We start from the raw sequence: 13678 nt of genomic DNA on the forward strand, positions 1-13678 counted from the left end.
TCTCCTCAAGCTCGGTCCCAGATCGGCGGTAGCTCGAGCCGGTCGTCCCGTTCCCAGGAGAGACTCTCGCGGACACCGACGATACCGCCGAGCCCTTTGGCCATGTGCACCGCGGCCGCCGCCTCGGTGCGGGTCGAGGTGTGGCCGGACAGCGTCACGATGCCGTCCTGCACCTGCACCACGATCCCGGTGTGGTCGTTCCACCGGGCCTGCTCGGGGATGGCCTCCTCGACCCAGCTCTTGAGCTCCGCGTCGTCGCGCACGTACGCCTTGAGCAGGTCTCGCCTGCTCACGATGCCGATCAGCCGCTCCTCCTCGTCCACTACAACCAAGCGCTTGACGCCGTGCTCGTCCATGAGCTGGGCGGCCGTCACGGTGGAGGTGTCCGGCGCGACCGTCACCGCCGGCGCCGACATCAGCTCGGCCGCCGTGGCTGCGTCGGCCTTCTCCTGTCCGTCCTCACCACGCCCGGCGAGCCTGCGGCGCAACCGGGCACGCAGGCGGGGCCGATAGTCCTCCCCGTAGTACTGCTCCCGGAACTCCTCCTTACGCAGCAGATCCGCCTCCGACACCACGCCGGCGACCCGCCCGTCCTCTTCCAGCACGGGAACGGCACTGACCCCGCGCCGCACGAGCAGCTCGGCGACGTCCTTGAACGGCATGTCCGATCTCACCGAGGCCACATGTGTGGTCATCACGTCTCTCACACTGATCCGCACCATCGGTTCCTCCCTTCCTCTGCATGGCCATGGCACCATCGCTCCGAAGCCGGCCTACAGGGCCGGAAGTCCCCTATGCCGGAGCTTCGGTCAGGGTGCTTTTCCGCGACAGGACCCCGGCATACAGGACGAACGACCATGCGGAGCGGGACTTTCGCCCCTGATTCCCGGGCCACCCGACGGCGAAGGTGAGCACAGGACCAAAGGAGAGTGAAGAGCATGCGCGCTGCCGTCGTGACCGGCTTCGACAAGCCCCTCGAGATCCAGGAACTGCCTGTCCCTGAGCCGGAGCCGTACCAGGTGCTCGTCCGCATCGAGGCGAGCGGCCTGTGCCACACCGACATCCACGCCGCTCACGGTGACTGGCCGGTCAAGCCGTCCCTGCCTTTCACTCCGGGGCACGAGGGCGTCGGGGTCATCGAGAAGATCGGCTCTGCGGTGACCGGCCGCGAGGTGGGCGAGCGGGTAGCCATCCCGTGGCTCGGCTCCGCCTGCGGCACCTGCGAATACTGCGTCAGCGGCCGCGAGAACCTGTGCGAGTCCCAGCAGAACACCGGCTACGCCCTCGACGGCGGCCACGCCGAGTACGCCGTGGCCCACGCCGGATACGTGGTCCCGGTCCCCCAGAGTGTCTCTCCCGTCGAGGCCGCGCCACTGACCTGTGCGGGCGTGACCACGTACAAGGCCGTCAAGGTCTCCGGGCTGCGCCCGTCCGAGCGAGCGGCGATCTTCGGCATCGGCGGACTGGGCCACCTCGCCCAGCAGTACGCGCAGATCTTCGGTGCGCAGACCATCGCGGTCGACGTCACCGAGGACAAGCTGAGGCTGGCTCGGGAGCTGGGTGCCGCGCACACGGTCAACGCCGCCACCGGCGACCCGGTTGCGGAGATCAAGGCGCTGGGCGGGGTGGACGTGGCCGTCGTGTTGGCCGCCAACCCCCGCGTACTGGAGCAGGCCCACGCCTGTCTGCGGCGCGGCGGCCGCCTGGTGCTGGTCTCACTGCCCAAGGACAACGCGATGAGCGCCTTCGGAAGGACCACACCATGTGCAACTACTGCGGGTGCAGGGAGTTCCCGCTGATCGGCCGCCTGTCCCAGGAGCACTGGGACATCGCCGAGTGCGCGGGAGCCCTGCGCCGAGCCATCCACGAGGACCGGCATGGCGACGCAGCAGCCCTCCTGGATGAGCTACTCAACCGTCTGCTCCCGCACACCGCCACCGAGGAGAGCGGGCTGTTCGCCGAGCTACGCGCGGAAGGATCCCTGGCTGACGAGGTGGAGCGGCTCTGCGCCGAGCACGCCGACATCCATGGGGTACTGGGGGCGATCGACCGAGCTGCGCCCGACTGGCACGCCGTGCTCAAGGCCTTGGACAGGCTGCACCAGCACATCGATCACGAGGAACACGGCCTGTTCCCCGCGGCCGTCATCATGCTGCCGCTCCCCGCCTGGGACCGCATCACCCCTGCCGGGCTTCCTTGAGGGCCGAACGGCCCTGGAAGACAGGTCCAAAGTCCCTCCGCGGGGTGACCTGTGGCCGTGACGGCGGGTCCGGCTTCGGATCTACCGTTTCGGTCATGTCCGATGAGCGCCACCTGATCTGCCGCCTACCTGGCAGGTGGCCGGTGGCGTCCATGACGGGCCTGCACCCCGACGGGCGGCGAGTCACACTTGTGAAAGGCCGGGCCGCCGCCCAGCACCGCGGGCAGCAGGTGCAGCAGCGAGCCAAGCAGCACTTGACCGACGAATCCGACGAGCACCAGGGGCAGCAGCGGCTCCAGCGCCGCGGCGACCTCGGCTGCCGGGCGGGCCGCGATGACCACCAGGTTCGCGGCCAGCGTCAGCTCGAACCAGACGATCGCCGCCCCCAGCATCCACGAGGCCCCGGTGTGCGGCCGTCTGCGCCGCAGCGCGTCGACCAGCGGCGCGAGCACCGCCAGCCCTCCTACCGCGTACGCCACCAGGCCCATCAGGGCAACCCACCGCCAGCCCGCCAGCAACCCGCCGACGGCCACCGCCAACCCCGGGCGCGGCCAGCCGCAACCCCACGCGTGACGCCCGCCGCGTCCCATCAGACATGCGTGTGCGCAGGACCGTGGGCCAGAGCGTGAACAGCGTGCCGAGCACGGTGAGTCCGATCCAGCCGAACAGGTTGACCTCGGCATGCGCGGCATGCAACCGCTCGTGCAGCGCCCCGTGCCCGACGTGCGCGGCCAGCAGCCCGCCCAGGGTGCCGCCCGACGGCGAGCGCTCCAGCGGCCGACACGTACCAGCAAATGACGTGCCCGAACCGGCCGGGCAGCGCCTGCCGCACCATCCGGACGAGCACGGCGGCGTGCCACAAGACCACCCCCACCACCAGCGCCGCCCCGGCGGCGGCCACCTGCCACGGTCCCGCCGACACTCCAGCCAGGACCGCGACCGTGGCGGCCTTGAGCAGGGCGAGCCGGGTCAGGCTGCCGCGCTGAGGCGGGGTGCGAACGCGTAGGAGCGCCACGGTGAAGTGCTCACTCCAGATGAGGATGGCGGTGCTGACCGCGCCCAGCAGGAACACGTGGATCAGCAGCCAGCGCGGCGCCGGCAGCACGTCGCCTGCTAGCGCCGCCACGACGGTCAGGGCGAGCCAGCCGACGACGATAGCGTTCGCTCGCAGATGCCACGAGGCGCGGGGACGCTGCGGCGTCGGCGCCTGAAGCGGCGGTCTGCCCCTTTCTATACGGATATCAACCGGACCCACTTCGAGGACCTCCCTATCGTGACCGGAGCGCGCGATCGCGATCACGCATCCGGCGAACATCAGCAGAGCGACCGCCGCAAGCACGCCACCCAGCGTGCGCACGACCCGGACGGCGGCCAGGTCCCCGGCCACCCGCACCGCCACCGCCGCGTGCAGCGCCACCAGCGGCATATAGAGAAGGGGCCGGTACGGCAGCCGCAAGCGCAACAGCGCTGGAAGGATCACCGGGGCATGCCCGAACACCATCGACATGACGAAGCCGAGGAAGAGCGCGTGCAGCGCGGCGTCGTACAGATACCGTCCCGACGCCAAGCCGGTGGCCGCCCACAGCACCCCGGACACCGCCAACCAGCAGTACCCGGCCAGCAGGCAGACGGCCGCGTACCGGGAGAGCCCAGCACCGCGCACGGTCCGCCGCGCCACGTCGTAAAAGCCGAGCCACCCGGCGACCACAACCATCCCGGCCCCGGCCGTACGCGCGCGCCCGCGACCGGCGCGAAGATCGACACCACAGCCCCCACACCCACCACCCCTGCGGCGGCCAGCAGACCGACCCAGGCGATGGGCCGCAGGAACACGACATGCGCCAACTCCAGCCGCTGCTCGATGAACGACGCCGGCGCCGGAATCTCGCCCACCAGCAGCGCAAGTCCGCCGACGACCCCGGCGACCAGTGCGACGACCGCTCCGCCCATCAGAGGCAAGCGCCTCCAGGCCACTCGCCGGCCGGATCGCTGTGTGGCCTGTCCCAACTGACCAGAGTGTCTAGGTTGCGCTGCCTGTGGCGGCGCGCTGGGAGTCTGCGGTATCGCCACGGTCTGTCAAGCCCTCCGTTGCGCGAATGGGGTGGTCAGCGGACGCCGACTTGCTTGGCCTTGCGATGGACGGCCACCGAGCGGATCACAGTCACCGTCAGGGCCAGAGTGAGCGTGGCGGTGACGGCCAGCAGAGCCAGGCCGAGGCCATAGGAACGGAGCTGTCCGTAGATGAAACCCATCACCAGCGGGGGTACGAAGCCGCCGAGGCCGCCCGCGGCGCCGACCAGGCCGGTCACGGTGCCGACCTTGTCGGGGGGTGCGATCTGGGCGACGAGGGCGAAGGTGGCTCCGCTGCCCGCGCCGAGGGCGGCGGCCATGGTAAGGAAGGCGACCGTGCCGAGCGGCATCAGTCCCGGCGTGAGCGCCTGCACCCCGGCCATGACGGCGATGAGGATGAATACACCGGTCAGCACGGGGATGGGGCCGATGCGGTCGGACAGCCAGCCACCCAGTGGCCGGGCCAGGACGGCCAGCACCACGAACCCGGCCATGCGGTTGGCGGCGTCGGCCTGCTCGAGCCCGTAGCCGGTCTGCAGGTAGGCGGGCAGGTAGACGGAGAAGGCGACGTAGCCGCCGAAGGCGACCGCGTACAGCACGCACGCCTGCCAGGTGATCGGCAACTTCAACGTGGCCGCCATGCGCGCTATCAGGGGCTGGGTCGCGACGGTGCGGCCGGGGGCGTCCCGCAGCACCAGCCACGCGACGACGGCGTAGGTGGCGAGAACCATGGCGGTGATCAGGAAGGGGGTGGCCGGGCCACCCGCCCGCACCAGGGGGACGGTGGTCAGCGCGCTGATCGCGGTGCCTCCCATTCCGGCCCCGAAGATCCCGACTGCGAGGCCGCGCCGGTGCGGCGGGAACCAGGCGTTGACGAACGGCACGCCGACGGCGAAGACGGTCCCGCCTATGCCGAGGAAGAACCCGCCGAGCAGCAGCGCGGCCAGGGAGGTCTGCCCGGCCACGCCGATGAACAGCACAGGCACGATGGTGGCGGCGGAGATGAGGGGAAACATCACCCGTCCGCCGAAGCGGTCGGTCAAAGCGCCGACCGGGATACGGCCGAGCGAGCCGACGATCACGGGTACGGCGACCAGCAGCGCCTGCTGCCCGGCCGACAACCCGAGCAGCTCTTTGAAACGCGGCCCCAACGGGCTGAGCAGCGCCCACGCCCAGAAGTTCACCGCGAAGCCCACGGTCGCCAGGCCGAGCATCAAAGCGGGCCTGCGGCCGGTCGGTGCGTTGGTCATGTCGTCCTCACGTGATCGTTGATTCATGGATGGCCGCGGCTGCGTGCCGCGCAAGTGTCCTGGTCTCATCCCAGCTGACAGGTCCTGCGGCGGCCTATGGACCAAGGTCCCGACCTTCGGGGACTTACGGAGTGCGGATGTGCCGGCCGAGGTCGCTCTGGTAAGGGGAGCTGCCCGGCTCGTTGCCGCACCACGGCTCTTCGGCGAGCACGTCGCCGGTACGCGTACGCGCGGGACCGGGAACCGCCGCAGATAATGCGGAACTCGCACCCCCGCACCGTCCGCCCAGCCGGTCAGGGTGGCGCAGCGCAGCGAACAGGGGCGCGGAGCGATAGATCTCGGTCAGTGGTCGATCGCGCACGTCGCCCGCGTCCAGCGGCAGGAAGCCCGAAGGGCGCACGGTGCCGGTGTGGGAGACGAACACGAAGCCGCGTCCGGCGTTCACGTCGACGGGCGGACGGCGTACCCGCGAGTCCCCGATCAGCCCGGACTGCCGTGCCCGTCGGCGCAGGTCCTGGTAGAGCGGACCCAGCGTCTCTGCGTGATCGGCGCCGTGCTGGGCCATGATGAGCCGCTGGACGGCCACGCGCCGGAAATGGTGCGCCTCGGTGGTCTTGACCGCAATCGTGGTGCCGAGGTCGAACAGGAAGTGCAGCACGTCCTCGGCCTCGGCCGAGCTCAGCGCCGACAGCGCGCGGCCACGGCCGGTGGGCACCAGGAAGAAGACGCTCCACAGCAGCGCGCCCTGAGCGCGTACCAACCGGTCGATGTCCGGCAGCCGGGTCAGGTTGCGGCGCGTCACCGTGGCGTTGATCTGCACCTTGAGTCCAACCTCGCGGGCCGCTCGCCAAGCCGCCACGGTACGGGCGAACACGCCGTCGTAGCCGCGGAAGCTGTCGTGCCCGGCGACTGTCGCCCCGTCGAGGCTGAGCGAAATCGCCGCGGCGCCCACCTGGCGCAGCCGGGCAAGGTTGCCCGGGGTGAGCGCCGCGGTGGCCGACGGTGACACGGCCGGGGACAGCCCGACCGCGCGGGCCCGCCGTACCAGCTCGAACGGAGCGGGCCGCTCGAACGGATCGCCGCCTGTGACCACGAACAGGGGCGCGGGCCGGCCGAAATCGGCCACCTGACGCATCGGCTCACCGGCCTCGGCGGTGGTCAGCTCCTCGGGGTGCCGCTCGGGCACGGCCTCCGCTCGGCAGTGCAGGCAGGCCAGCGGGCAGGTCCGGGTGGCCTCTCAGATGACGATGAAGGGACGGTCCGCGACATCTTGCCGGACCCGCCGCAGCGGCGATCTGTCGGACGGTTGCCTGCCGGAGTGCCGGGTTCCGCCCGGCCTCCGGTCTCCCGCGCGGTCATACCCGGGCTCCCAACAGGATGTGGGCCACCACGTCGGCGGCCGAGTGGTCGTCCGGCAGGCCGGCGAGGAAGGCCGCGTCCTGGCCGAGGGTGAGCAGTGGCGGCTCGTCGTACCCGTCGGCGCGGTGCTGACCGAGACCTATCGCGGCGAGCAGTCCGTTGCACAGGCAGCGGCGGTCGGCCGCCTCCTCCGCCGGGCGGCCCTTACGCACATAGGTGTCCACTGGCTCGGCGGGCAGCGGTAGCCGATCGAGCCGTCCGCCTTCTGGTACGGCGTGCGCAGGTAACCCAGGTCGCACAGCCGCGGGCGCGCCTGGTACACCTCCTGCTCCGACAGCGTCCCCGCCACGGCGGCGACCTTGAACGGGAACCCGGTGGGCGAGGCTCGCGGGTCGTTGCGTACCTGGAGGGCTCCGCTCGCGGCCTGCTCGCGCAGGCGTCTGCGCAGGCCGGGGTCGAGGCCGGACTCCCGGCACAGCGCGAACGCCGACCCGACCTGGATCCCCTCCGCACCCGCAGCCCAGGCCCGCCCGAGCCCGCCGGACGTGCCGTACCCGCCGGCCAGCCAGAACGGCAGCCCAAGAGCGGCGACCTTGCCCAGGTCGACCTCGTCGCGCGGCCCGTACACCGGCTCTCCCGCCGGGTCGAGCATCATCCGGCCACGCGGCGGCGCACTGTGCCCGCCCGCCGCTGGCGTCTCGATCACAAATCCCCGGGCCTGGTTACCGGGGAGCGGGCCAGGTAAGCGGCCAGCACGTGCGACGACACGATCGCCAGCAATCTGGGCCTCGGCAGCGGCGTCAGGCGATGGCCGAGCAGCCGTACCGGGTTGATCCCGATCGTGTGCCCGTCGCCGCCCGCCACGGCAACCGAGATCCGCGCCGGACGGTGCTCGGCCAGGTCGTCGAGCAGCCGGGGGATCTCCGCCGGGATGCCGGCACCGACCAGCACGAAGTCGGCGCCGGCCAGCATCGCGCCGTAGACGGCGGCCGGGGTGGCGAGCTGGATCTTCTCCAGGAAGTTCACTCCGACGGGCCCGTCGTGGTCCTCCTTCGCGAGGAAGACCTCCGCGAAGTTGGCCAGCACGGCCAATTCGTCCCGGGCGCGGTTCGACCGCATACCGAGCCGGGGCACCGGCCGGTACGGCACGTCCGGGCCGATCCCGCCGGGCACGAAATAGCGGCCGAGCACCCGCTCTGCGACCTTGGGCACGGGGAAGCAGGCCAGCGCGCGGCGCAGGTGGCCGCCTGGGTCGCCGCGCTGCAGTCTTCTGGCCAGAGTGACGTCCAGCGCCGTGCCCGACACCACACCGAGTTGCCCGGTCGCGGCGACCGCCCGGGCCAGCCGCCATCCCGACACGCCCACGCCCATCCCGCCCTGGATCAGGGCGGGTCGCACCGGCTCAGCCACGCCGCGCCTCCCGCGTGCGCCGGTCGAGAACCTCGAACACGGGTCGGCGCGGCACGCGCGGGACCGGCGGGCCGTACCCGAACCTGACCAGCATCTGCACGTAACCCAACGGCCCGGCTTGGTCGAGGAGCTGGCCCCGCTCGCTCCCCTGCACAACCCGGTCAACGTCACCGGCATCCGCGTCGCGCGCAAGGCGTTCCCCGAGATACCGCAGGTGGCCGTGTTCGACACTGCCTTCCACCGCACCCTGCCGCCCGAGGCCTACACCTACGCCGTGCCCCGGGAATGGGGCGTGCGGCGCTTCGGCTTCCACGGCACCTCGTGCGCGTACGTCTCCCGCCGCGCCGCCACCTTCCTCCGCCGCGACCTGGCCGACCTCAACCTGATCGTGCTCCACCTGGGCAACGGCGCCAGCGCCACCGCCGTCTCCGGCGGGCGCAGCATCGACACCTCCATGGGCATGACCCCCTTGGAAGGGCTCGTCATGGGCACCCGATCCGGCGACATCGACCCGGCCCTCACCGGTTATCTCGCCCGCGTGAACGGGCTGGACGCCCAGCAGGTCGAGCACGCGCTCACCCACCACAGCGGCCTGCTCGCCCTGGCCGGCACCAGAGACATGCGCGAAGCACGCGCCCGCGACGACGACACCGCCCGTTCAGCCCTGGACATCTACACCCGCCGCATCCGCAAATACATCGGCGCCTACTACGCCCTGCTCGGACGGGTGGACGCGATCGTGTTCCCCGGCGGCGTAGGCGAACACGACACCGCCACCCGCGCCGAATCCCTGACCGGGCTCGAACGGCTCGGCATCGCCGTGGACCCGGCACTCAACCAGGCCGACACGGCCGGCGAGCGGCTCGTCTCCCCCGCGGGTGCCGAAGTGCCCGTGCTGGTCATCCCCACCGACGAGGAATGGGAGATCGCCCGCCAGGCGCACGCGCTCGTTTCGCCGATCGTGGTCCCGCCGGCCGGCCGTTCTTCAGTCCAAGGGGACGTGCCAGCGTAGGCGGGTGCCGCCGCCCTCCTCAGGCGTCTCCAGTTCGGCGGTGCCGCCCAGGCGGCCGGCCCGCTCCTCGATGTTGCGCACGCCGCTGCGGCGTCCTTCCTCTCCCAAGCCGACGCCGTTGTCGGTGACCACAAGCGTGAGCCGCTGATCGGCGACCTCCACCGAGACCTGCGCCCGGGTCGCGCGGGAGTGGCGCACCACGTTCGACAATGCCTCGCGCAGCACGGCCAGCAGGTGCTCGGCGACACGCTCGGGCACCACGGTGTCGATCTGGCCCTCCATGCGCAGCCCCGGCATGAACCCCAGATGCCCGCCCGCTCCCTCCACCAGTTCGACGATCTGCGTACGCAGACTCGGAGCAGCCTCCTGTCGCGGGGCCTGCAGGGCGAAGATGGACGAGCGGATCTGCCGGATCGTCTCGTCGAGCTCGTCGATCGCGTGCTGCACCCGCTTGCCCGCCTCCGGCCACTCGATCAGCCGTACTGTGCTCATCAATGTCATCGCGGTGGCGAACAACCGCTGGATGACCACGTCGTGCAGATCCTTGGCGATGCGGTCCCGGTCCTCCAGCAGGCCGAGCCGCTCGGCATCACGCCGTGCCTCGGCCAGCTCCAGTGCGACCGCCGCCTGACCCGCGAACGACTCCACCATCTGCTGATCGGCCCCGCTGAACGGCAGCCGCCCGCTGCGCTTGGCCAACGCCAGCACCCCGCGCACCTGCGGCGCCGTACCCAGCGGCACCATCAGGGCGGGCCCGTAACCCAGCCGCCGCAACGGTGAGTCGGGGTAAGGATCGCTCGGCAGATCCCGCTCCGACACCGGCTCGCCCCGTCTGAACGCCTCGCCGGCCGGCGTGGCCGAGACCTCGAACGTCATCCCCAGCAGCTCGCCGGCTCCCTCGCCCTCCGCCACATCCACGACGAGCGTCTCACCCGACGCCTCGGGCAGCAGCACCTGCACCAGGTCGGCGTCGCACATCTGTCCGGCACATGCCGCCATCGTGGTCAGCACCTCATGAAGGCCGGCGCCGGACAGCAGGCTCGTGGTGATCTCTGACGACGCCTTCAGCCAGACCTCGCGCCGCCGGGACTCCTCGTACAACCGGGCGTTCTCCACCGCGACGCCCGCGGCGGTCGCCAGTGCGATGACGACCGCCTCGTCCTCCTCGTCGAAGTCGCCGCCGCCGCGTTTCTCGGTCAGGTACAGGTTGCCGAACACCTCGTCCCGCACCCGTACGGGCACTCCGAGGAAGGTGCCCATCGGCGGGTGCCCCGGTGGGAAGCCGTACGACTCCGGATGGTCGGAGATGCGGCTCAACCGCAGCGGCCGCGCATCCTTGATCAACAGGCCGAGCAGCCCGAGCCCGTGCGGCCAGTGCTCGATCTTGGCGATCTCCTCCTCGCTCAGCCCCACCGGGATGAACTGGACGAGCGTGCGCTCCTCCCCCACCACGCCCAACGCGCCGTAGCTGGCGTCCACGAGCTTGGTCGCGGTCTCCACGATCCGCCGCAGCACGGTCTCCAGGTCCAGGTCGCTGCCCACCGACACCACGGCCTCAAGCAGCGCATGCACCCGATCCCGCGTGGCAAGTACGGCGTTCAGCCTGGTCTGCAGCTCTGCCAGCAGTTCATCGAGCCGCATCTGGGGCATCAGCGGACGATGCTCAGTCTCGGACATACGGATCAGTGTCGCAGCAGGGAGGGTAGCGGCGACACCGCTGCGGGGCGGCGTGTTCGGGCGCAGCGCGACGCCCGCCTCCGGCGGCCGGAGGCGGGCGTGTTGCCGCGAGCACTACTTCAGCCAGGCGTTGCGCTGGACGATCGGCAGGTCGCCGAGTCCCAGCGTGGTGCCGGCGTTGGCGAGGGCGAGTCCGACCAGGACGATCGAGTAGACGATGTGGTCGTCCATGAAGGGGTTGGTGTCCAGGGGCAGCTCGGCCGCCCACATGAGAACCAGCATCAGCGTGCCGGCACCAGCGGCGATCCTGGTGCCGATGCCCAGGATCAGAGCCAGGCCGATGCCGAGCAGGCCGGTCATGAACAGCCAGTCCACCCATGCCTGCCCGGCCAGCGAGCCGAAGAAGCCGCCGAGCGCGTTCTCGCCGGTGCCCTTGAGGAAGCCCGTCGTGGGGCTGCCGCCGGAGATCCAGGCACGGTTGGCCGGGGTCGCGAACCCCCAGCCGAAGGTCTTGTCCAGGAACGCCCACAGGAAGATCCAGCCGATCGAGATCCGGGCGATCGCCCAGACGTAGTCGACCGGACGACGTGGCTGCGTGCCCGTGCCGGCCGGGATGACGGGCCTGTTGATGGTGGCGGCCATGATGGCCCCCTTTCGCTGCTCGTCGGTAATGACGAGATCGGAGTTCTTCTCGCGCCAGGGAGTGACGCGCTCCCGCGCCGCGTGGGCCTCGTGTCGCATGCGTTCCTCGATCAGGCTGCCGTAGGCGACGGCGTACGGCGAGAGCACCGGAAGCTGCCAGGCGGAAACGACGTGCGACTGCGCTCCACGGGCTCTGGCCTGCTCGATGGCGTAGGCCATCGCGGCCTCGGAATGCGCGGAACCGTCGTAGCCGATCACGACCCTGTCATGCCGCAGCGCGCTGGGAGCCCAGACGATCACGACCGGTCCGGTCGCGTGCCCGGCCACGGCCATACCGACCGACCCGAGCACCAGCCCAGCGAACCCGCCGAGCCCTCTACTGCCCAGCACCAGGCTGTCCGCCAACTCCGACTCCGCGACCAGGACATTGATCACATCACCGCTGAGCAGCTCCGACGCCACATCGACATCCCTGGTCAACTCACGCGCTCGGGTGGCGGCAGCCTCGAGCGACTTGGCGCAGTACTCGGTGCTCCCGCTGTGCGGCCACTGCTGGCACACGTGCACGATCCGAAGGGCCAGGCCGCGGCGCTGCGCGTCGGCGGCGGCCCACTCCACGGCTGCGGTCGCCGGTGCGGACCCGTCCACACCGACCACGATGTGATCGACCATCAGGCCACTCCTTCACAAGCTGGACTCCTCACCTCCACCTTCGCGACAACGACACCGCCGCGCCCGGGGACGAAGTCCCGAATCGGGGTGCCGTTGGTCCTCTCAGGAGGCGTGCGGGTCGAGCATGAACTCCGCGTCCAGCGCGCTGAGTTGCCGCATGCTTCCACCTGGGACCGGCTCTATATGTGTGGCCGGGTGTCAGCACCGCCCCTACGAGTACCCGCCCTTGACGGTGACCTCGGCCTCCTGCACCCTGCCACGCATCTCGGCCAAGTGGCTCTTCTTGGGACCGAAGAAGTACCAGGCCAGGAAGATGATCAATCCGGCGGACGCGGCGATAACCATGACATCAGCCCCGGCCGCGATTGCGACCACGGGAAGGACGGGATCCTGTTTCAGCATGACTCCCTCCACCCTTCCAAGAGCGAAGTTCGGAGCTATGCAACCCAGACTGTCTCACTACCGGGTCCCGCCGGAACGGTGAAAAGCACCCAAATGCCAGGGCCTTGGCACAGTGACATGTCACATAGCTTGTCGGGGCCTGTCACGACGGTCTGCGGCCATGAGCCACGCGTGCGGCACCTTTCGAGATCGTAGCTGCGGGCTGTCCAGGTTCGTGCCTAGCCGGCAGGATCGTGACAGGTCATGTGCTGGTGCATCATCTGGTGGCAGTGGCAGTCGGCCATCATGCCGTCGTCACCCTTGTGCTGCCGCATCATCCGATGGCAGTCCGCCATCATGCTGTGGTCAGCGCAGGGTGCCGGTCCATCTGGCGGTTTCTGAGCGAGCGCCCACGCCGGAGACGGTAGCGCGGTCATGATTCCTACCATTGCTCCGGCGGCGATGCCTATGCGGAGGTTCATGCAAACCACCCCCTCTCCTTTGAGGTTACGGTCAACATCGGATCCGCCGCCCGCTGGGCATTGACGATCATCGCTTCGTCCGGGTGGTCACCGTGGCAGCACGATGAGCAGGACCGTAAGCACCTTCCGGGGCCCCGCGAGCGTCTCAGCAACGTGATCGCCGGGCCTCGAGCCGTTCCCGGGCTGAGTCATAGACCGCCTCGTCGATCTCGCCACTGGCGAACCGGCGGGCCAAAATCTCCTCCGGTGCCTCCACCGGCGCCTGATCGCGCCGCTTACCTTCCCGATCCTGCGTGAGCTGGATCACCGCCCAGACGACCGCCCCCACAAGCACGATCCAGATGACGGTCATCATGATCATCCAGGCCATACCTGGCCCGTACCCGTACATCATTGTGACCACCTCCGGCATCCAGTCTTCGCCGGATGCGGAGCGTCAAGGAGGGGCTTTGGTCATGGCGTTATCGGTCCAAGGTCCTGCGGGGACGGTCAAGGCGCCGGGCACACCCCTCCAGCACAAAAG

At 70.3% G+C, this 13678-nt stretch carries 15 protein-coding genes and 1 pseudogene; 3 read left to right on the forward strand and 13 right to left on the reverse strand.

What is annotated here, in order from left to right; genetic code table 11:
- Positions 1 to 5: 5 nt before the first annotated feature.
- The gene (locus ABD830_RS07070; RefSeq protein ID WP_344987646.1) at positions 6 to 695 is read right to left on the reverse strand and encodes a CBS domain-containing protein; all 690 of its coding nucleotides are present in this window, start codon (positions 693 to 695) and stop codon (positions 6 to 8) included.
- Positions 696 to 938: 243 nt separating this feature from the next.
- On the opposite strand from ABD830_RS07070, the gene ABD830_RS07075 reads away from it, so the two are divergent.
- Complete coding sequence (locus ABD830_RS07075) at positions 939 to 1799, forward strand: alcohol dehydrogenase catalytic domain-containing protein (RefSeq protein ID WP_344985616.1); 861 nt, start codon at positions 939 to 941, stop codon at positions 1797 to 1799.
- On the forward strand, positions 1763 to 2200 hold the full coding sequence (locus ABD830_RS07080; protein ID WP_344985617.1) for a hemerythrin domain-containing protein: 438 nt from the start codon (positions 1763 to 1765) through the stop codon (positions 2198 to 2200). The genes ABD830_RS07075 and ABD830_RS07080 overlap by 37 nt, the downstream gene beginning before the upstream one ends.
- A 125-nt stretch (positions 2201 to 2325) precedes the next feature.
- Here the strand turns inward: ABD830_RS07080 and ABD830_RS07085 are convergent, their stop codons facing one another.
- The 7 genes from ABD830_RS07085 to ABD830_RS07115 form a co-directional block, all read right to left on the reverse strand.
- Complete coding sequence (locus ABD830_RS07085) at positions 2326 to 2790, reverse strand: hypothetical protein (protein WP_344985618.1); 465 nt, start codon at positions 2788 to 2790, stop codon at positions 2326 to 2328.
- Positions 2790 to 3914, reverse strand: a complete 1125-nt coding sequence (locus ABD830_RS07090) for a hypothetical protein (RefSeq protein WP_344985619.1) — start codon at positions 3912 to 3914, stop codon at positions 2790 to 2792. Before ABD830_RS07090 ends, ABD830_RS07085 begins: the two co-directional genes overlap by 1 nt.
- A gap of 391 nt (positions 3915 to 4305) precedes the next feature.
- Entirely contained in the window at positions 4306 to 5520 is a 1215-nt protein-coding gene (locus ABD830_RS07095) for an MFS transporter (RefSeq protein ID WP_344985620.1), read from the reverse strand.
- A 124-nt stretch (positions 5521 to 5644) separates the two neighbouring features.
- A complete protein-coding gene (locus tag ABD830_RS07100) occupies positions 5645 to 6706 on the reverse strand; it encodes a radical SAM/SPASM domain-containing protein (RefSeq protein WP_378520796.1) in 1062 nt (353 codons plus the stop codon).
- A gap of 169 nt (positions 6707 to 6875) precedes the next feature.
- Positions 6876 to 7091 carry a hypothetical protein gene (locus tag ABD830_RS07105; protein ID WP_344985621.1) on the reverse strand — a complete coding sequence of 72 codons (216 nt, stop codon included), beginning with the start codon at positions 7089 to 7091 and terminating at the stop codon, positions 6876 to 6878.
- Positions 7019 to 7585 (reverse strand): beta/alpha barrel domain-containing protein, encoded by a 567-nt coding sequence (locus ABD830_RS07110; RefSeq protein ID WP_344985623.1) that lies wholly within the window; start codon positions 7583 to 7585, stop codon positions 7019 to 7021. Before ABD830_RS07110 ends, ABD830_RS07105 begins: the two co-directional genes overlap by 73 nt.
- Entirely contained in the window at positions 7582 to 8289 is a 708-nt protein-coding gene (locus ABD830_RS07115; RefSeq protein ID WP_344985624.1) for a beta/alpha barrel domain-containing protein, read from the reverse strand. The genes ABD830_RS07110 and ABD830_RS07115 overlap by 4 nt, the downstream gene beginning before the upstream one ends.
- A gap of 118 nt (positions 8290 to 8407) precedes the next feature.
- Between ABD830_RS07115 and ABD830_RS07120 the strand changes: the two genes are divergently transcribed.
- Positions 8408 to 9301, forward strand: a complete 894-nt coding sequence (locus ABD830_RS07120; protein WP_344985625.1) for an acetate/propionate family kinase — start codon at positions 8408 to 8410, stop codon at positions 9299 to 9301.
- Here ABD830_RS07120 and ABD830_RS07125 read toward each other — a convergent pair.
- The 5 genes and pseudogenes from ABD830_RS07125 to ABD830_RS07145 form a co-directional block, all read right to left on the reverse strand.
- A complete protein-coding gene (locus ABD830_RS07125) occupies positions 9275 to 10978 on the reverse strand; it encodes a sensor histidine kinase (RefSeq protein WP_344985626.1) in 1704 nt (567 codons plus the stop codon). The two genes, ABD830_RS07120 and ABD830_RS07125, sit on opposite strands and share 27 nt — an antisense overlap.
- A gap of 114 nt (positions 10979 to 11092) precedes the next feature.
- The gene (locus tag ABD830_RS07130) at positions 11093 to 11620 is read right to left on the reverse strand and encodes a hypothetical protein (protein ID WP_344987647.1); all 528 of its coding nucleotides are present in this window, start codon (positions 11618 to 11620) and stop codon (positions 11093 to 11095) included.
- A gap of 48 nt (positions 11621 to 11668) precedes the next feature.
- Positions 11669 to 12292: pseudogene (locus ABD830_RS07135) on the reverse strand (universal stress protein); the annotation flags it as partial.
- Between the two features lie 210 nt (positions 12293 to 12502).
- Positions 12503 to 12694, reverse strand: a complete 192-nt coding sequence (locus ABD830_RS07140) for a hypothetical protein (RefSeq protein WP_344985629.1) — start codon at positions 12692 to 12694, stop codon at positions 12503 to 12505.
- Positions 12695 to 13300: 606 nt separating this feature from the next.
- Positions 13301 to 13549, reverse strand: a complete 249-nt coding sequence (locus ABD830_RS07145) for an SHOCT domain-containing protein (protein WP_344985630.1) — start codon at positions 13547 to 13549, stop codon at positions 13301 to 13303.
- Positions 13550 to 13678 lie beyond the last annotated feature (129 nt).

Source organism: Nonomuraea helvata (genome assembly GCF_039535785.1).
Lineage (GTDB): Bacteria > Actinomycetota > Actinomycetes > Streptosporangiales > Streptosporangiaceae > Nonomuraea > Nonomuraea helvata.

Coding starts and splice junctions, on each gene's coding strand:
- ABD830_RS07070 (WP_344987646.1), bottom strand. CDS start 695: ATGACCACACATGTGGCCTCGGTGAGATCGGACATGCCGTTCAAGGAC.
- ABD830_RS07075 (WP_344985616.1), top strand. CDS start 939: ATGCGCGCTGCCGTCGTGACCGGCTTCGACAAGCCCCTCGAGATCCAG.
- ABD830_RS07080 (WP_344985617.1), top strand. CDS start 1,763: ATGTGCAACTACTGCGGGTGCAGGGAGTTCCCGCTGATCGGCCGCCTG.
- ABD830_RS07085 (WP_344985618.1), bottom strand. CDS start 2,790: ATGGGACGCGGCGGGCGTCACGCGTGGGGTTGCGGCTGGCCGCGCCCG.
- ABD830_RS07090 (WP_344985619.1), bottom strand. CDS start 3,914: ATGGTTGTGGTCGCCGGGTGGCTCGGCTTTTACGACGTGGCGCGGCGG.
- ABD830_RS07095 (WP_344985620.1), bottom strand. CDS start 5,520: ATGACCAACGCACCGACCGGCCGCAGGCCCGCTTTGATGCTCGGCCTG.
- ABD830_RS07125 (WP_344985626.1), bottom strand. CDS start 10,978: ATGTCCGAGACTGAGCATCGTCCGCTGATGCCCCAGATGCGGCTCGAT.
- ABD830_RS07130 (WP_344987647.1), bottom strand. CDS start 11,620: ATGGCCGCCACCATCAACAGGCCCGTCATCCCGGCCGGCACGGGCACG.
- ABD830_RS07140 (WP_344985629.1), bottom strand. CDS start 12,694: ATGCTGAAACAGGATCCCGTCCTTCCCGTGGTCGCAATCGCGGCCGGG.
- ABD830_RS07145 (WP_344985630.1), bottom strand. CDS start 13,549: ATGATGTACGGGTACGGGCCAGGTATGGCCTGGATGATCATGATGACC.